The following is an 18,592-nucleotide window of genomic DNA, read 5'->3' on the forward strand; positions in this document are numbered from 1 at the left end:
TTACTTAATATGAAAACACTTATTTGTCATGAACCGAACTCGATTGAATACATTGAACGTGAAATGCCTTCAATTGAAGCAAACGAAGTACTTTTAAAAACCCGTGCCGTAGGTATTTGTGGAACAGATATTCACGCTTATGCAGGTCGTCAACCATTCTTTTCATACCCTCGCGTACTAGGTCATGAAATTGCAGGTGAAGTGGTTGAGTTAGGTAGCGCAGTTACCTCAATTACTAAGGGCAAACGTTATTCAGTTATTCCTTGTATCCCATGTGGTAAATGTAGTGCATGTAAAGATGGCAAAACAAACTGCTGTGAGAATGTTTCTCTATATGGTGTACACCAAGATGGTGGTTTTTCTGAATACTTAGCGGTACTAGAAGATAACTTAGTTTTGTTACCGGAGTCAGTTTCTGATTCTCAAGGAGCATTAGTTGAATGTTTTGCTATCAGTGCACATGCCGTGCGTCGTGCTGAAATTAAATCTACGAATAACGTGCTTGTTGTTGGTTCTGGTCCAATTGGCTTAGCTGCTGCTGCGATTGCTAAAGCGGAAGGGGCGACGGTTGCGGTTGCTGATGTAACTGATTCTCGTCGTGAACATGTTGAAAAAGCACTTGGTATTCCTGCTTTAAACCCGTTAGAAGATTCTTATGTTGCTGATCTTCGTGCTGCATTTGGCGGTGAGTTACCGTGTGTTGTAATGGATGCAACGGGTAATAAAGGTTCAATGAGCCGTGCTGTTGAATTGATTCGTCATGGTGGTAAATTGGTATTCATCGGTTTATACATTGGTGATTTGGTTATTGATGATCCGACATTCCATAAGAAAGAGACCACTCTATTAAGTAGCCGCAATGCAACGCGCCAAGATTTTGAACGTGTTATTGAATTGATGGCTTCTGGTGATATAAGTGAAGCGATCATGAAAAATAAAGACTATGACTTTGACACCTTTGGTCTCACTTACAAAGAAGATGTTGTCGAAAACCTTTCGCTGGTAAAAGGCGTTATCAACTTTAATTCTTAAGGATAAATTCATGTCGACTCAATTAGTAAAAGAAGAAAAACTACGCGAACTTTCGTTAGCTAAACTATTGGCTGCTGGACTTGATGAAGCAACCGCTGCTGAAGTTGTTGATGTATTAGTTCACGCTGATTTAACAGGTGTGCATTCTCATGGGGTTATGCGTGTAGAGCATTACTGTCATCGTCTTGCGATGGGCGGATTAAATAAAGAAGCTAAATTTTCAATCGAACAAATATCACCTTCTGTTGCTGTACTTGATTCAGATGATGGTATGGGGCATTCAGGTCTTATTGCTGCAACCAAACACGGCATTAAAATGGCTGCTGAGACAGGTTTAGGCTTTGTGAGTGTTAAAAACACTTCGCACTGTGGTGCGTTATCTTACTTTATGGAGCAAGCTACAAGTGAAGGTATGATTGCGATAGCAATGACGCAGACAGATACTTGTGTTGCACCATATGGTGGCGCTGAACGCTTTTTAGGGACTAATCCAATTGCATTTGGTTTCCCAGTTAAAGATTCTCACCCGATGATTGTCGATATGGCAACAAGTGCCACTGCATTTGGTAAATTACTTCATGCTAAAGAAACTGGGCAACAAATTGGAGAAGGCCTTGCGATTGATAAAGATGGCAATGGCACAACGGATCCACACAAAGTTGAGAACTTATTAACGTTCGGTGGCCATAAAGGATCAGGCCTCGCACTCTCTATTGATGCGTTAACAGGCGGATTGATGGGGGCTAACATGAGTAACCATATTAACCGTATGTATGGTGATTATGAGAAAATGCGTAAATTAGCAAGTCTTGTTATTGTTATCAGCCCTGAAAAATTAGGTAACCCACTATTCTCTTTTGCAATTGGTGCAATGATCAATGAATTACGTGCGGTAAAACCTGTTCCTGGTGTAGATAAAGTGATGGCGCCAAATGATCCACAAGTAGCGTATAAAGCTAAATGCTTGGTCGAAGGTATCCCTGTTGCTGATGGTGTTTACGAGTATTTAATGAGTTAATGTTTCATCCTGTTTTTTGATAAAAAGCCCACTTTTAATGTAAATTAAAGTGGGCTTTTTGGCTTTATTTAAGGCGTAAATTTTAGATTATGAGATGTATGAATGATTAATTGGTTAACCTATGTGGTATTGTTGTGGTTAAATTTAATGGTATTGGTTGGACTTTTTATTGTATTTAAGTCACTAAATATAGGTAAGGATATTTTTGAATGAATGTATTACAGCAGCTGTCTTTTAAAGCTAAAATAATTTCAGTTATGATTATTCTGTTGCTCAGTTCAACAGCCGTTTCTTTTTTAAGTGCCCGCTATTTTATCGGTCAGGAGCTCGTTAATACCGATTTGAAACAGATTGAGTCACAAATTTTCCTCATCTCTAACCGCGTTGAAAGTGAACTTGCGTCTAATATAAAACTTGCTGATAGCATTCCACTAAACCTCGCAAATTTAGCACAAGTATTAGATATCAGTGGGTTTTATAGCGTAAGTAAAGTGGTATATGGTTCGGTTTTTACACCTGATCGTAACGTTGATTATATCGCAGGAGAGCCTCCTACTTTTGTTCAGTACACTGACGAAACACAGCAAAAATATTTAACACTTGCTAATAAAATTGAAGGAAGTAAAACTTATATTAGTGATGTCTATTACGAACAACAAAAGCCACTTATCTCGATTGCGAAAGCGTCAATAGACAGTACCGGTGGTGTTGATATTTTTATTGTTGATTTAACCTCTTTGATTGATGGCTTTAAACAGATTGAAACGGAAGGTAGTTTTTTAGAGTTGGTTGATAATTTAAACCAAGTTATCTATAGCAATAAAGAGGCAACTGATGTTATTAAGTTCGGTAGAGAGGTTGATATAGCGGGTAAAAAATGGCAAATAATTGGTTATATTGATAATAGCTATATCGAAAACCATACCGCGTCACTTAATAATAAAATTAGCATAGTAACACTTGGTTTTGGTTTATTTATCATGTGTTTGGGTTTGTTGATTATAATGTTTACCTACAGACCTATTGTCGCTCTGCGTGAATTAATTGAAGATCTTGGGCAAGGGGATGCGGACCTAACGATGCGCCTTAATAGTAAAACCAATGACGATATTGGCAGAATATCAAAGGGAGTAAATAATTTTGTTGCACGCTTACAATCTATGATGCTAGAGGTGCGTGATTCAAGTCTGAAATCCACTCAGGAGATTGATGAACTTCAAGCACAAACAACGGCGAATAAAGCGTTAACAAATAGCCATAATAAAGAGATAGAATTAGCTGTCACTGCAATCACAGAGATGAGTACGACCGCAAGTACCGTTGCTGCAAATGCAGATAATGCAGTTAAACAAACAGGCACAGCACTTAATGCGACAAAAAACAGCAAACAGATTGTGGAAGAGGCGGTCAATAGCGTTGATGACTTGACTTCCGAGTTTGATAAAATGGCCGAGTCCATTAATGTGATGGTGACAGATGTTGACCAAATAGGCATCGTGCTTAACGTTATCGGTGCTATTGCAGAGCAAACCAACCTATTAGCATTAAATGCAGCGATTGAAGCGGCTCGTGCCGGTGAGCAAGGGCGAGGTTTCGCTGTTGTTGCGGATGAAGTTAGGGCGCTGGCTGCGCGGACGCAAAAAAGCACTGCTGAGATCACTGCGATGTTAAATCAGTTACAAAGTGGCAGTAGTAAAGTCGTTAATGCATTAGATGAAACACGTGCAAGATGCCTTAATACTTCATCTAATACTAACAAAATTCATGAGTCTTTGGATGTTGTCATTCAATCGGTTGCTACTATCTCTGAGCTTAACGAGCAGATATCACAATCGGCAAATGAGCAACGTGAAGTAAGTGGGGAAATTGATCAGAATATGTCTGTTATGCAGGATATGGTTTTACGCTTAGATAATGATAGTGAGTCAGCGGTTGGTAAGATGAGACACCTATCTGAAACTAATGACGCATTAGGTAAACTCGTTAACCAATTTAAATTACAATAATAGTTTTATTAACTAGAGATCTGGTTAATGAAGCATCAAATTATTACTTTTCACAGCGCCTGAGGTTCACTGCCCACAGGCAGTTCAGATATGCTGATATAGGTTGGTGGAATGGCACATCTTTGTGTCTCATCCTGTTCAGCATCCTTGCCTCTCGCTCGTGGTGATTGCTGTTGTAAGACGCGTCCAAATTGATACGAGAGGGGTATGGCTCACAGTAATTTTGCTACCTGTTAGTGCTTCTACAATAACTGTATTACCATCAGCCCGTTGGTATTTTTAGGACTTGGGCAACGAAATGGATATCTCTAAAATTAATTATCGTATAATTGAACGATTCTATTTTTCTATGGCGGTCATTTCTGCCGTGTTAATTATGTGGCAGTACTGGGGAATGAACCACAGGGTCAATATCTATCCAAGTCCTGCCGCTAAAATAGCGACAGGAGGCGACCATATAAATGGTGGACGGTCAGAAAGTGCTATATTAGTCGCTGAAAATATCATAAAGCAGCATTGTCAAATAACGCCTTCTAATACTTTTGCATTTTGTAGTTTAGATATTTCCATTGGAGCTGATCCTAACCATGGTATTGATCTTAGCCAGTTTGACCATTTGTCGCTTTTGATTGACCATCAATCTAGTGAGCAAGATACCTTGTTAATTTACTTAGAAAATAGCGAGTTTAATGGAAACGATTCGACTATTTCTCGTATAAAGAGCAACATGCAGGTTATTTTACCTTCGTCATCTAAGCAGCTTTATAACTTACCTTTGCAGAGCTTTTTTGTTCCATCGTGGTGGATTCTACAAAATAAAGTCACCGGGGTGGATGCCCAAAGCAATTTACGTAATGTGACAGGATTCAGAATAACAACGGGTGATAGCACGCTAAGTCGTAGTATTGATATTACGTTATACAAAGCGCAATTTGTCGGTAAATGGATTAGTAGTTACACCTTGTATTTGGGCTTGCTGATCTGTTGGATAACCATGATTTTTATTCATGCCACTTATCGGCTTTACCAATTAAATAAAAATTTAACTTTAAAGCGGCTGCAGACTAAAGAGTTGACGCAGATTAATAAATTATTACGTATCGAAAAAAATAAATTTGAAACGTTATCGAAAACAGATCTGTTAACGGGGATCGCTAATCGAGCCGGTACGCGTGACCTTTTACAAAAATTGCAAAATTCATCGGAGGATAATTGTTCGTTAATCCTATTTGACATTGACCATTTTAAACAAATAAATGATAACTATGGTCATAAAGTTGGTGATGACGTTTTACGTAATTTAGCGCAGTTAATTAAAAACACGATTAGAGAAAGCGACCATTTTGCGCGCTGGGGTGGTGAAGAGTTTTTGATTTTATGCCCTAATACAACAATTCATAATGCCGTTGCTATTGCCAACCATTTATGTAAAAAGGTGAGTGAGGCGAACCTGATTAAAGAACAACCCGTTACTTGTAGTTTTGGTGTTGCTGAATCTCAACTGAAACAATCGCATAGTATTATTGCCCTGTTTGAATCGGCTGATTTGGCTATGTATAAAGCCAAAGAGAGTGGACGTAATCGGGTTGTAATGCAGCATGAGATTTAAGCTAGTTTAAGGAAAGGTTGCGATACTTTTTTGCTTAGCTTAATTGTTACCATTAGGCGTTTATTTTTAGTTATACCAACTCCGGTAAGTATGTGATCCAAATTTTGCGTAGGAAAAACAGCTTAATTCAAGGCGTAATTTGACGTAAATGGTTATTCCCTTTGCGAAAATTACAACGCAGCAGTAAGTTGTTTTAACCAGTAAAATAGATCAGCTATTTATCGGAATTGGTATTAGCAACTCTGTTTACGTTAATAAGTGTGCTTCAATTTTTATTTCATTCTATCTTCAATAGGTAAAGTCAGTAAAAAACGTGCCGAGATACTAGGCATAAAATAGAATTAGCGTATGCTACATCGATATGTTATCCCCCCCCCCGAAAAGAGGCTGACAATTACCTCCGGTTACGCTTTAGTCTGGTCTGTGAGTGAGCAGCTGACAAAGCATCTGGAGATATAATGCGCTCGCTTTTAGGGGAAAAATAGGGCAAATCTGTTTTCTGCCGTATTTTATTGATCTTAGTGAAGTATTCAAAGAAGCACTTGAACGTTATAACAGGGTAAAAAAAATGAGTGATATATTAAGTATTGGTTTACTGATCATTGCCGGCGCGCTGTTTGCCATGTCTGAGATCGCAATATCAGCATCCAGAAAAATTAAACTAAGGGTGATGGCTGAAGAGGGTAATCTTAAAGCGTTAGAGGTGATTAAACTGCAGCAGCAGCCGGGTAATTTTTTTGCCATGATTCAAATTGCCTTGAATGCGACCTCTATTCTTGGTGGTATTGTCGGTGAGCAGGCATTGACGCCATATACCCGCGAATTGATTAGTTTTTTTTATGACGGTGCCTTACTCGATAAAATTAGTTTTTTGCTTTCATTTCTCTGCCTGACATCTTTGTTTATTCTATTTGCTGACCTGCTGCCGAAACGGTTAGCGATTATTATGCCGGAAACCGTGGCGTTGCGGGTTATATCAATCATGCATTGGATCACTTTTTTATTAATGCCGGCGGTCTTTCTCTTTAATGGTTTAACTAATATTATTTTACGTATTTTTAATGTACCAACGGAGCGTAGTGAGCTCGTCACGACTGAAGATATTGTTGCGATGATGGATGCGGGCGCAGAGGATGGTAGTCTGCAAAAGCAGGAGTACCAATTGATTGGTAATGTGTTTGATTTAGAGTCACGGACTATCGCTAGCGCGATGACGCCGCGAGACCAAATTATTTATTTTGATTTGGATGATAGTAGTAGTGATATTAGCCAAAAAATTATTGACCATCCACATAATGACTTTTTGGTTTGTGATGGCAGTTTGGATAAAATTCAGGGGAGCATTGAGTCTAAAGAGATATTACGTTTGGTGCTAAAGGGGGAGTTGGCGCAGATTAATCCAACCCAAGTTGATAAGGATCTATTTTACCTACCTGAAACATTGACGCTTTCTGAAGCGCTCAATGCATTTAAAATTGCAACGCAGCCCTTTGCAGTGATCGTTAATGAGTATGCGACAGTGGTTGGCATTGTGACGGTCAAAGACTTGTTGAGCAGCTTTATGGGGGAATTGATCACTCCTCAGGATGAAGAGCAGATTGTGCAAAGGGATGCTGATTCTTGGCTTATTGAGGGACTAACGCCAATTAACGATGTCATGCGCAGTTTGGATATTGAGGATTTTCCTGATCGTAATCAATACGAAACCATTGCCGGTTTTATGATTTATCAGCTAAAACGGTTACCCAAACGAACCGATAATTTTATTTATCAGGGCTATAAGTTTGAAGTGTTAGACCTTGAGGGGGTGCGTGTGGAGCAGGTTTTGGTGACGCGATTGGGATGATTTTGTGGGTTTACATCATCGCTGGCGACGTTGTAACCCATGATACTTCAAGATGCAAAGTCAGCAAGAAAAAGCATACCGAGATGTGAGGCATAAAATAGAAGTATAGTGATTCTACATAGATATTTTATAACAAAGCAGATTGGTGCTATTTTCCTTGCCCTACTGGGTACTACCTCGAAAACCAGTGCAGCGTTGTAACATTCAAAAAGTGAATAACAATTACCTCATGTTACGCCTTGCTCTGCTTCATCTTTCCTTAATAAGCGATGACCATAATATTCTCTGTAATGATATTAGTTTCATCGCTATCCGCTCGCTGCCTATTACTTTCTCATATTCACCCAGCTCGTTTTACTAGGCAATTTCACATTCGTACAACGTTATACAGTTCCGCTGTTCTGCTTCAGTTACGCATTAATAGTAAAGCGAACTAATATCAGTTATGTATATTTAATTTATATACCGATCTCACTGCGGTATGAATTTCAATTTATGAGAGGAAGTTTAAATATGGCTGAAAAGAGCACAAACAGCGCTGGTAAATGTCCAGTGATGCACGGTGGTGCAACTGAGAGTAGTATGTCAAATATGGCGTGGTGGCCAAAAGCTTTAAACCTCGATATTTTGCATCAACATGACCGTAAAACGAATCCAATGGAGGCCGATTTTAATTATCAGGAAGCGGTTAAAAGGCTTGATGTTGCTGCCCTGAAGTGGGATATGCTTGCCTTAATGACCGATACTCAAGCGTGGTGGCCTGCAGACTGGGGACACTACGGTGGTTTAATGATTCGTATGTCTTGGCATGCTGCGGGTACCTATCGTACCGCCGATGGGCGAGGTGGTGCTAGCACGGGTAACCAACGTTTTGCGCCGCTCAACTCTTGGCCGGATAATGTCAATCTTGATAAGGCGCGCCGCTTGCTTTGGCCGATTAAGAGAAAGTATGGTAACAAACTTAGCTGGGCAGATCTGATTGCCTATGCGGGCACGATTGCCTATGAGTCTATGGGGCTAAAAACCTTTGGTTTTGGCTTTGGACGCGAGGATATTTGGCATCCTGAGAAAGATATTTATTGGGGTTCGGAAAAACAATGGTTAGCACCAAGCGGCAGTGAAGGGAGTCGTTATTCTGGAGAGCGGGATCTCGAAAATCCCTTAGCGGCGGTAATGATGGGGTTGATTTATGTTAATCCGGAAGGGGTTGATGGTCATCCTGATCCGTTAAAAACAGCGCATGATGTACGCGTTACTTTTCAACGTATGGCGATGAATGATGAAGAGACCGTAGCCTTGACCGCTGGTGGGCATACTGTCGGTAAATGCCACGGCAATGGTGATGCCGCTCAATTAGGTGGTGCACCGGAAGGTGCTGATATTGCAGAGCAGGGGTTAGGTTGGAATAATAAAACGAAACGGGGCGTGGGGCGGGATACGATATCGAGTGGTTTAGAGGGGGCATGGACGACGCATCCAACGCAGTGGGATAATGGTTACTTCTCGTTGTTACTTAACTATGAATGGCAACTGCAAAAAAGTCCCGCTGGGGCATGGCAGTGGGAACCTATCGATATAAAAGAAGAAGATAAGACGGTCGATGTTGAAGATCCTGCAATTCGTCATAATCCGATCATGACTGATGCTGATATGGCAATGAAGATGGATCCAGCTTATCGTAAAATAGCGGAGCGTTTTTATAACGATCCCGACTATTTTTCGCAAACTTTTGCTCACGCATGGTTCAAATTAACCCATCGCGATATGGGGCCAAAAAACTGTTATATCGGGCCCGATGTGCCAGCGGAAGATTTACTATGGCAAGATCCCATTCCTCAGGGAGTATGTAATTATGATCTTCAAGTCGCCAAAGATAAAATTGTCGCCAGTGGTTTAAGTATTGCTGAACTTGTCGCGACGGCTTGGGATAGCGCGAGAACATTCCGCGGTTCTGATAGACGGGGCGGTGCTAATGGTGCGCGTATTCGTCTGGCTCCCCAAAAAGATTGGCTAGGTAATGAACCAGAGCGTTTGTCTAAGGTGCTTGCTGTTTGTGAGGGAATAGCTAGTGATGTCGGTGCGAGTGTCGCAGATATTATTGTCTTAGCTGGTAATGTTGCTATAGAGCAGGCGGCCAAAGCGGCAGGTTTTACGATTAGCGTGCCATTTTCACCGGGACGTGGTGATGCTTCACAGGATATGACCGATGCGGTCTCTTTCGCCGATTTAGAACCTATTCATGATGGTTATCGCAATTGGCTTAAGCAGGATTACTCCGTGAGTGCTGAAGAGTTACTACTTGATCGAACCCAATTGATGGGATTAACTGCGCCTGAAATGACAGTGTTGATTAGTGGTTTGCGTGTTCTTGGGGCTAACTATGGTGGTAGCCAACATGGTGTGTTAACTGATCGAGTTGGCGTCCTGAGCAATGACTTTTTAGTGAATTTAACGGATATGCGCTATAGCTGGAAGCCCGTTGCAAATAACCTTTATGAAATCTGTGAACGTGATACGGGAAAAGTAAAGTGGACGGCGACACGTGTTGATCTTGTTTTTGGCTCAAATTCGATACTGCGTGCCTATGCTGAATGTTATGCGCAGGATGATAACCAAGAAAAATTTGCCAGGGATTTTATTAAGGCATGGGTCAAAGTGATGAATGCCGATCGCTTCGATTTACTGTAGTTTTATGCTTTATATTCATGTTACCTCAAGTCTGGTGCGAGCTCGTATACCAGAGCTGAGTTGATTGTTATTTACTTTTGAGTCTTATAACGCCAAGTCGGCACTCTCCCATAGTGCAGAGCATCGTAGTCTGGGAGTTTGTCGAGATAGGCTGCGCGAAATATCTAATTAATTGACCAGCATCAGCAATTAGCGATTAATTCATTGAATATCGAGCAAGCGTAAATTAATCTGCACATTAGGCGCACAATATTTTAATACTCAAGGTAGAGATAAGTATCATGGATTCATTTAATTGGGGGCAATATTTTGAAACTGGGTTAGATGAGGTTGATGAACAGCATCATCACCTTGTTAATTTAATTAATCAGTTTGGCCGGCTGCTATCTGAAAACCAAGTTCATATTGATGATGTTGATCGCCTATACCATCAGTTATCAGATTACGCGGTATATCATTTTCACAAAGAAGAAAAGTTAATGGCTGAAATTCATGTTGATCCTCGTCACTTGAGTAGTCATATTGATGTCCATAGAGGCTTTCTTGAGGAAGTATCTTCAATTTATTCCAGTATATCTATCGATGACCTTGATCAAGCAAAATCTTTTTTTAAATTTCTGACTCATTGGCTCGTCTACCATATCCTTGGTAAGGATCAGGATATGGCTAAACAGATCCATGCCATTAAATCAGGAGTGACTCCTCTGGCTGCATACGATTCATTACAGCAAGAAAAAAATAGATCCATGGAACCTTTGATGGAGGCGCTTGATGGCTTGCTTGATCTTGTCTCCATGCGTAACAAACAGCTTAAAAAATTGAATGCGTCTCTGGAAGAAAAAGTAGCATTACGTACCGAAGAGCTTTATAAGGCAAACCAATACCTTGAAGAAATGTCCTTAACCGATGTGTTAACTGGATTACCTAATCGCCGTCACGCGATGCGTTTTCTTGCGAGTTGTTGGAATAAATCATTAGCAAATAACTCCCCCTTAATCTGTATTATGATCGATGCAGATCACTTCAAAGAGGTTAATGATAGCTATGGGCATGATGCTGGCGATTTAGTGTTGAAAGAGCTGGCTAAAACGTTGCGTGATACTTTTCGAACTGATGATCTTGTCTGTCGTCTCGGTGGGGATGAATTTTTAATTATCTGTCCCAATACCGATAAAGAAAGTGGTATGCATATTGCGGAGTTAGCCCGTAAAGCGATTGCTAAGCTTTGCGTTGTAACAGGCGGCAAACCTTGGCATGGCAGCATGAGCGTTGGGGTTGCTTGTCGAACGCCCGATATGCTGCAATATGAAGATCTTATCAAGGTCGCTGATAAAGGCGTATATGCAGCTAAAAAGGCCGGGAAAAATTGCGTGAGATCGACAGGATAAAAACGCTGTTATCATGCATGATGCACTGTTTATCTGTTTTAGCGCGCCTCAATAAGCGTCATATTCATAGCCCATAGCTGTACTTTTCTAACCCAATAAATCATGAAAATAAGAAAACCTTCCCTAGCCGTAACTTTTTACGAAAGTAGGATTACAGCAAATTTTCTCGTTACTGAAGTCAATACATCGCTGCGTTGCATTCAATCGTAATAGCCGGCTATTACTCAATCCTGCACCTTACTCTCCCTTATTTTTTCTCTACAAGCTATGACTACCAATATTATCTGGATTGATATAATTAAGGGGTTGATTTATTTAGCTATTGAGGAATGCATTATCGCATCAATAAATACATGAAAATTTTATCACTACAGTATTGTGTAAACGTTTACAGTTATGTATAGTCATATCTTGGTAGCCGTGCTGTTAGTAGAGCAGCAAAGTGCTTATTTCGGATAAAACAAGGTGATAGAGTTATGAAAGTATTAGTGACAGGTGGTATGGGATATATCGGTAGTCATACTTGTGTACAGATGATCTTAGCTGGCATTGAGCCCATTATTGTCGATAACTTATGCAATGCTAAGTTAGCCGTATTAGATCGTATCGAGGAGTTAACAGGCGTCAAGCCTGCTTTTTATCAAGGGGACATCCGCGATGAAGCATTCTTGACAGATATTTTTTCGCAGCATCAAATCCAGTCTGTGATCCATTTTGCGGGTCTTAAAGCGGTGGGTGAATCGATGGTAATGCCGCTTTCCTATTACGACAATAATGTCAATGGTTCGTTGGTGTTAGCGCGAGCAATGGCCAAGGCTGGTGTAAAAAGCTTAGTATTTAGTTCCTCTGCCACTGTTTATGGTGACCCTGAAGTAGTACCTATTACAGAAAGCTCGCCAACAGGTGCGACAACAAATCCATACGGCCGCAGTAAATATATCGTTGAACAATGTTTATCTGATTTGCTTGTTGCTGAACCCGATTGGAGCATTACATTATTGCGTTACTTTAATCCGGTTGGTGCGCATCCATCAGGCACTATGGGAGAAGATCCACAAGGTATCCCTAATAACTTAATGCCTTTTATTGCTCAAGTGGCGGTTGGTCGTCGTGAATCATTAGCTGTTTTTGGTAATGATTATAACACGCCCGATGGGACTGGCGTACGTGATTATATTCACGTGATGGATTTAGCCGATGGTCATATTGCAGCGTTACAAAAAGTGGGACAAAAAGCAGGATTACATATTTACAATTTAGGTACGGGCAAAGGAAGTAGCGTGCTTGAGATGGTGAATGCCTTTGCAAATGCGTCGGGTAATCCTGTTCCTTATAAAATTTGTCCACGCCGAAGCGGTGATATTGCACAGTGTTGGGCAAGTACCGATAAAGCTGAAAAGGATCTTGGTTGGAAAGCGAGCCGAACTATTGACGATATGAGTGCTGATACTTGGCGTTGGCAGTCGCGAAATCCGCAGGGTTATCCCGATCCTCAATAATATTTTAACATTATGATGAATAAAGCCCATTGTATATGGGCTTGCAAATAGAAGAGAATACTATGTCTGAAGTTACGTTTAACCCGATTGATCATCCACACCGCCGTTATAACCCGTTAACGGGGCAATGGATTTTAGTTTCACCGCATCGTGCGAAGCGCCCTTGGAGTGGTCAAGACGAGACTCCCTCGACAGAAGAGTTACCGAGTTATGACGCTGAATGTTTTTTGTGTCCAACCAATACGCGTATCTCTGGTGATAAAAATCCTGGTTATGCAGGTACTTATGTTTTTACCAATGATTTCGGTGCATTAATGCCGGACTCGCCAGACGCCCCCATGTCGAGCAATCCACTATTTAAAACACAAGGTGTTCGTGGTTTAAGTCGTGTTATCTGTTTTTCACCAGATCACAGTAAAACACTGCCAGAGTTACCGTTGGATAAGATCCGTGGCGTGATTGATACTTGGAATGATCAAATTGAAGAGCTTGGCAAAACCTATGTATGGGTACAAGCCTTTGAAAACAAAGGTGCAACAATGGGGTGCTCACAGCCTCATCCGCATGGTCAAATTTGGGCAAATAGCTTTTTACCTAATGAAATTGAACGTAAAGAGCAGCTTCTTAAAGCTTATTATGAACAACACGGTTCAAATTTGCTGCTTGATTACGTACAGGCTGAATTAAAAGATGGAGAGCGTACGGTTGTTGAAACCGAACATTGGCTTGCAGTTGTTCCTTACTGGGCCGCTTGGCCGTTTGAAACCATATTATTACCGAAAACGCATATTCGTCGTATGAGTGAGTTGACCCAAGATTAGCGTGATGATTTAGCGCTAGCAATTAAAAAACTCACGAGTCGTTACGATAATTTATTTAACTGTTCATTTCCTTATTCCATGGGATGGCATTATGCACCATTTTTTGAACAGGGGACTGATATTGACCACTGGCAATTACATGCTATTTTCTATCCGCCATTGTTGCGTTCTGCCTCTGTACGTAAATTTATGGTGGGGTATGAAATGCTTGCTGAATCTCAACGAGATCTTACGGCAGAGCAAGCTGCACAAAAATTACGTGATGTAAGCGATATTCACTATAAAGAACAATAACGAGGAACGACACCATGTCAACGAATGAATTGAAGTTACGAGCTGCAAAGGCATTTAAAGATGTATGTGGTTATCAGGCAACAACCTTTGTACAGGCGCCTGGTCGCGTTAACTTGATCGGTGAACATACGGATTATAACGATGGTTTTGTGATGCCTTGTGCGATTAATTACCAAGCGGTTGTTGCTTGTGCTAAACGTTCTGACGGTATTGTCCGTTTGATCTCTGTCGATTATGACAATGTGCAGGATTCATTTTCTCTGAATGAGCCGATTAAGCCGACCAATGATAAACTCTGGGCTAATTATATGCGCGGTGTGGTCCATTTCTTAAAAGAAAAGGGCTATGTTGTCGGCGGTGCGGATATCGCGATCACAGGTAATGTTCCACTTGGCTCTGGTCTTAGTTCATCCGCTGCACTTGAAGTGGTAACTGGGCAAGCAATGAAGGCATTGTATGATTTAGAGGTTGCGCAATCAGAGTTGGCACTTATTGGTCAAGCCTCTGAACATAACTTTGCAGGATGTAACTGCGGTATTATGGATCAGATGATCTCCGCTTGTGGTGAGAAGAACCATGCTCTTCTTCTTGATTGCCGCAGCTTAGAGACAAAAGCTGTGAGTATTCCAGATAATATCAGCATTATGATCATTAATTCTAATGTGACCCATAGCTTAGTGGATGGAGCATATAATGCATTGCGTAAACAATGTGAAGAAGCTGCTCACATTCTTGGTAAGGCTGCTTTACGTGATGCGACCTTGGCTGAATTAGATGCCTCGACTATTGAAAAAGGTTCTGATGTTTATAAACGTGCGCATCATGTTATTTCTGAAATTGATCGTACAGTTGCTTGTGCCGATGCTTTAATCGCAGGGGATTTGCATAAAGTGGGTGAATATATGTACGCATCACACGCTTCTATGCGAGATGACTTTGAAATTACGGTACCAGAAATTGACTATATTGTAGAAGTATTAGCTGATTTTCTCGGCTCTAAAGGTGGTGTTCGCATGACTGGGGGGGGCTTTGGTGGCTGCTGTGTTGCGTTAATGCCTTCTGATATGGTTGCTCAGGCAAAAGCGCTCATTGAAGCTAAATATGAAGCAAAAACAGGTATTAAAGAATCGATTTATATCTGCACGCCACAAGATGGTGCGGGTAATATCTAATAAATAATAAGGTTAGATTATTGTGATGGAAAATTCTCTTATTCAAACGATGACTCAAGAGGTCGCCTTTGATGGGCTTCCGGCTAAATTGGTGACGTTGCAAAATAAAAACGGCATGTCCGTTACATTTATGGATATCGGTGCAACGTGGTTAAGTTGCACTCTTCCTATTGATAATGAACGCCGAGAGGTTTTGCTAGGGCTTGCGACAATGTCTGATTTTAAAAAGCATTCTTCTTATCTGGGGAGTACTATCGGTCGTTACGCTAACCGCATCGCCAAAGGGATGTTTGATATTGATGGTTTGCATTATCAGGTTGCTATTAATCAAGCCGGAAATACGCTTCATGGGGGCCGAGATGGTTTTGATAAACGTCGTTGGAATATTACACATCAAGATGCCAGCACAGTCGGTTTTTCGCTTGTTTCTGCGGATGGTGATCAGGGGTTTCCTGGCAATTTACAGGTGTCAGTTTGTTATCAGTTAAGCGATGAAAATACATTGTTAATTAGTTATCAAGCGACAACGGATAAAGCAACGCCAATTAATCTAACTAATCATGCTTATTTTAATCTATTAGGCGCTGAATCTGGATTAGATTGTAAAAGCCATATTCTTTCTATTAATGCAGATAACTATTTACCGACAGATGGAGACGGGATACCACTTGGCCATCCCGTATCTGTACAGGCGAATAGTTTTGATTTTCGTCAAGCAAAAGCAATTGCTTCGGACTTTTTAAAGGGCGAACAGCAATCGTTAGCGAAAGGTTATGATCACTCCTTTTTACTGAATCAAGATAGTCAGAATGGAGCGTGTGCTGCAACACTTTGTAGTCCAGATAAACGTATTACATTAAAAGTGTTTACTAATAAACCTGCTATACAATTATACACAGGTAATTGGCTAGCTGGAACGCCAAACCGCAGTGGTGGTGAATATATGGATTATGCGGGTATCGCGTTAGAAACTCAGTTCTTACCCGATGCGCCTAACCATCTTGAGTGGGCGCAGCCTAGTCCGCTTTTGGCGCCAGGAGAAACCTATCGTTATCAAACCGCTTATCAGTTTACTCTGTTAGAATGATAATCTCTCATGTATTACAATGAATAAATTAAGCCGAATATTATCCTATTCGGCTTTTTTATGGGTATCGATGCATTACTCAGCTATTACGCTATCATGCGCCTTGCTCTTCCTCATTTGTCCTCAACAAGCTATGACCACAATATTATGCCTAATGGTATTGGCTCCTTACTTTCCGCTTGTTGTTGTTTCTGTTGTCATCTAATATGAAGCATTGTTTATAAATGTAGCGAGGAGGTTGTCATAAAACTGTTTTACAGTTTCGTTAAAATAACGTAATTTTTTCTAAAATGCTGCGTATCATTCGTAGCGCTCAGTCACGTTAAGGATATTTATGACTGCACTTATTTTTGCTGCCATCGTTTTGGTCTCCGTTGTTGCCCAGTGGCTTGCTTGGTCACTGAAAGTTCCCGCTATTTTGTTTCTTCTCCTCACCGGTTTACTCTTAGGGCCGGGTGTGGGGCTATTAAACCCCGATGCATTGCTCGGCGATCTATTATTTCCAGTGATTTCACTCTCCGTTGCCGTTATTCTCTTTGAAGGCGCATTAACATTACATTTCAAAGAGTTAAAAGGGCTAGGTAAGATTGTTCGTAATCTCTGTTCGGTCGGGATGCTGGTGACCTTTGTGATAATTGGTGCTGCTTGCTACTGGCTACTTGATATAGATTGGCGTGTTTCTGCGGTGATCGGTGCCGTATTGGTAGTGACAGGGCCGACGGTAATTGCGCCGATATTAAACACCATGAAACCCGTTAAAGAGATTGACTCTATTTTACGCTGGGAGGGGATTGTTATTGATCCGATTGGTGCTTTATTTGCTGTTCTGGTTTTTGGCGCGGTAACGTCAACAAGCCAAGGTGATGCGGTACTTTCTACTTTACTTGCGCTGTTGCAAATGTTGTCTGCGGGCTTATTAATGGGGATTTTCGCGGGTTGGTTTACGACGCTCATTATCCGTCGTGAATGGCTACCCTATGAGTTGCATAAATTTGCTATTTTAGCCTTAGTCTTAATGACCCATTCGATTGCTAATGTTGCCAGCCATGAATCTGGGTTACTTGCGGTAACTATCTATGGCATGTGGCTTGCCAACCAGAAGGATCTTGATTTAACCTCTATTTTAGAGTTTAAAGAAGATCTCTCGCAAATATTAATTTCCAGTTTATTTATCTTACTGGCCGCTAGGTTAGAGTGGGATAGTGTGTTGTTACTTGGCCCGATGGTCTTCGCATTTTTGGCTGTTATCCTGTTTATTGCGCGCCCGTTATGTATTTTCTCATCAACATTGGGCAGTAAGATTTCCTATCGTTCAAAAATTTTATTATCCTGGATCGCACCAAGGGGGATTGTGGCTGCGGCGGTGGGATCTGTCTTTGCCTTAAGTCTTACCGAAGCCGGCGTTGAAGATGCAGAAAAAATTGTGCCGCTTATTTTTACTGTAATCATTGTGACGGTGATATTACAGAGCGTAACGGCGACACCTTTAGCACAGTGGTTGGGCTTAAGAAAACCCGTTCCATCAACGGTTTTATTTATCGGGGCTAATCATGTTGCCAGAGGCATTGCGGTTGGGCTGAAAGATTTGGGTGTCTCTGTACTGATGTCTGATCCTGCTTGGGAAAATTGTCATCTAGCGCGTATGGCAGGGCTTCCTTGTTACTACGGTAATCCACAATCTGAGCATGCAGAGCGTTTTGTGCCGCTTGCTGATCTCAATATGGTGCTGGGCCTTTCACCTAATCGCCATGATAACGCCCTCGCTGTTCAGCATTTTGCTCATCTACTCGATGAAAAGAAGGTTTTTTCGCTACATTCAGGTGAACATCATAGTAAGCGCAATAAAGTCAGTTCGACCTTTCGTTCAAGGCAAGTTTTGTTTCGCCGCGATGTGACGTTTACCAAGTTGAGTAGTTTGTTGACTAAAGCAGGTAAAGTTAAAGCGACTAAATTGGGTGATTCTTTTCTTTGGCAAGATTATTTGCAAGCCAATAAAAGTGCGGTACCACTCTTTGTTATTAGCGTATCAGGTAAGCTTAAGCCATTTGAAATAGGGGATGAGTATCAACCAATTGCAGGGGAAACGATTGTTGCCGTTCACCCGGTGGCGAACGTCTAGTTGTGCAGCCCTT

General features: G+C 41.2%; 11 protein-coding genes and 1 pseudogene. All 12 read left to right on the forward strand.

Features of this window, described 5'->3' with window-relative positions:
* Positions 1 to 9: 9 nt before the first annotated feature.
* A complete protein-coding gene (locus AB1A03_RS03035; protein WP_354623104.1) occupies positions 10 to 1,032 on the forward strand; it encodes a zinc-binding alcohol dehydrogenase family protein in 1,023 nt (340 codons plus the stop codon).
* A gap of 10 nt (positions 1,033 to 1,042) precedes the next feature.
* The gene (locus AB1A03_RS03040; protein ID WP_354623105.1) at positions 1,043 to 2,050 is read left to right on the forward strand and encodes an Ldh family oxidoreductase; all 1,008 of its coding nucleotides are present in this window, start codon (positions 1,043 to 1,045) and stop codon (positions 2,048 to 2,050) included.
* A 209-nt stretch (positions 2,051 to 2,259) separates the two neighbouring features.
* Positions 2,260 to 4,056 carry a methyl-accepting chemotaxis protein gene (locus tag AB1A03_RS03045; RefSeq protein ID WP_354623106.1) on the forward strand — a complete coding sequence of 599 codons (1,797 nt, stop codon included), beginning with the start codon at positions 2,260 to 2,262 and terminating at the stop codon, positions 4,054 to 4,056.
* Positions 4,057 to 4,354: 298 nt separating this feature from the next.
* A complete protein-coding gene (locus AB1A03_RS03050) occupies positions 4,355 to 5,665 on the forward strand; it encodes a GGDEF domain-containing protein (protein ID WP_354623107.1) in 1,311 nt (436 codons plus the stop codon).
* Between the two features lie 568 nt (positions 5,666 to 6,233).
* A complete protein-coding gene (gene paeA / locus AB1A03_RS03055) occupies positions 6,234 to 7,511 on the forward strand; it encodes a polyamine export protein PaeA (RefSeq protein ID WP_354623108.1) in 1,278 nt (425 codons plus the stop codon).
* 513 nt (positions 7,512 to 8,024) lie between these two features.
* On the forward strand, positions 8,025 to 10,199 hold the full coding sequence (katG, locus tag AB1A03_RS03060; RefSeq protein ID WP_354623110.1) for a catalase/peroxidase HPI: 2,175 nt from the start codon (positions 8,025 to 8,027) through the stop codon (positions 10,197 to 10,199).
* A gap of 281 nt (positions 10,200 to 10,480) precedes the next feature.
* Entirely contained in the window at positions 10,481 to 11,587 is a 1,107-nt protein-coding gene (locus tag AB1A03_RS03065; RefSeq protein WP_354623111.1) for a GGDEF domain-containing protein, read from the forward strand.
* A gap of 476 nt (positions 11,588 to 12,063) precedes the next feature.
* Positions 12,064 to 13,086 carry a UDP-glucose 4-epimerase GalE gene (gene galE / locus AB1A03_RS03070; protein WP_354623112.1) on the forward strand — a complete coding sequence of 341 codons (1,023 nt, stop codon included), beginning with the start codon at positions 12,064 to 12,066 and terminating at the stop codon, positions 13,084 to 13,086.
* Positions 13,087 to 13,148: 62 nt separating this feature from the next.
* Positions 13,149 to 14,201 (forward strand): annotated as a pseudogene (locus AB1A03_RS03075) (UDP-glucose--hexose-1-phosphate uridylyltransferase).
* A 14-nt stretch (positions 14,202 to 14,215) separates the two neighbouring features.
* Positions 14,216 to 15,373: a galactokinase gene (gene galK, locus AB1A03_RS03080; protein WP_354623114.1), complete on the forward strand. Its 1,158-nt coding sequence runs from the start codon at positions 14,216 to 14,218 to the stop codon at positions 15,371 to 15,373.
* Positions 15,374 to 15,398: 25 nt separating this feature from the next.
* Positions 15,399 to 16,460: a galactose-1-epimerase gene (gene galM / locus AB1A03_RS03085; RefSeq protein ID WP_354623469.1), complete on the forward strand. Its 1,062-nt coding sequence runs from the start codon at positions 15,399 to 15,401 to the stop codon at positions 16,458 to 16,460.
* Positions 16,461 to 16,794: 334 nt separating this feature from the next.
* Positions 16,795 to 18,579 carry a cation:proton antiporter gene (locus AB1A03_RS03090; protein WP_354623115.1) on the forward strand — a complete coding sequence of 595 codons (1,785 nt, stop codon included), beginning with the start codon at positions 16,795 to 16,797 and terminating at the stop codon, positions 18,577 to 18,579.
* Positions 18,580 to 18,592 lie beyond the last annotated feature (13 nt).

The organism is Psychromonas sp. MME2, assembly GCF_040566515.1.
Lineage (GTDB): Bacteria > Pseudomonadota > Gammaproteobacteria > Enterobacterales > Psychromonadaceae > Psychromonas.

Coding starts and splice junctions, on each gene's coding strand:
- AB1A03_RS03090 (WP_354623115.1), top strand. CDS start 16,795: ATGACTGCACTTATTTTTGCTGCCATCGTTTTGGTCTCCGTTGTTGCC.
- AB1A03_RS03035 (WP_354623104.1), top strand. CDS start 10: ATGAAAACACTTATTTGTCATGAACCGAACTCGATTGAATACATTGAA.
- AB1A03_RS03065 (WP_354623111.1), top strand. CDS start 10,481: ATGGATTCATTTAATTGGGGGCAATATTTTGAAACTGGGTTAGATGAG.
- paeA (WP_354623108.1), top strand. CDS start 6,234: ATGAGTGATATATTAAGTATTGGTTTACTGATCATTGCCGGCGCGCTG.
- AB1A03_RS03040 (WP_354623105.1), top strand. CDS start 1,043: ATGTCGACTCAATTAGTAAAAGAAGAAAAACTACGCGAACTTTCGTTA.
- AB1A03_RS03045 (WP_354623106.1), top strand. CDS start 2,260: ATGAATGTATTACAGCAGCTGTCTTTTAAAGCTAAAATAATTTCAGTT.
- galK (WP_354623114.1), top strand. CDS start 14,216: ATGTCAACGAATGAATTGAAGTTACGAGCTGCAAAGGCATTTAAAGAT.
- galE (WP_354623112.1), top strand. CDS start 12,064: ATGAAAGTATTAGTGACAGGTGGTATGGGATATATCGGTAGTCATACT.
- galM (WP_354623469.1), top strand. CDS start 15,399: ATGGAAAATTCTCTTATTCAAACGATGACTCAAGAGGTCGCCTTTGAT.
- AB1A03_RS03050 (WP_354623107.1), top strand. CDS start 4,355: ATGGATATCTCTAAAATTAATTATCGTATAATTGAACGATTCTATTTT.
- katG (WP_354623110.1), top strand. CDS start 8,025: ATGGCTGAAAAGAGCACAAACAGCGCTGGTAAATGTCCAGTGATGCAC.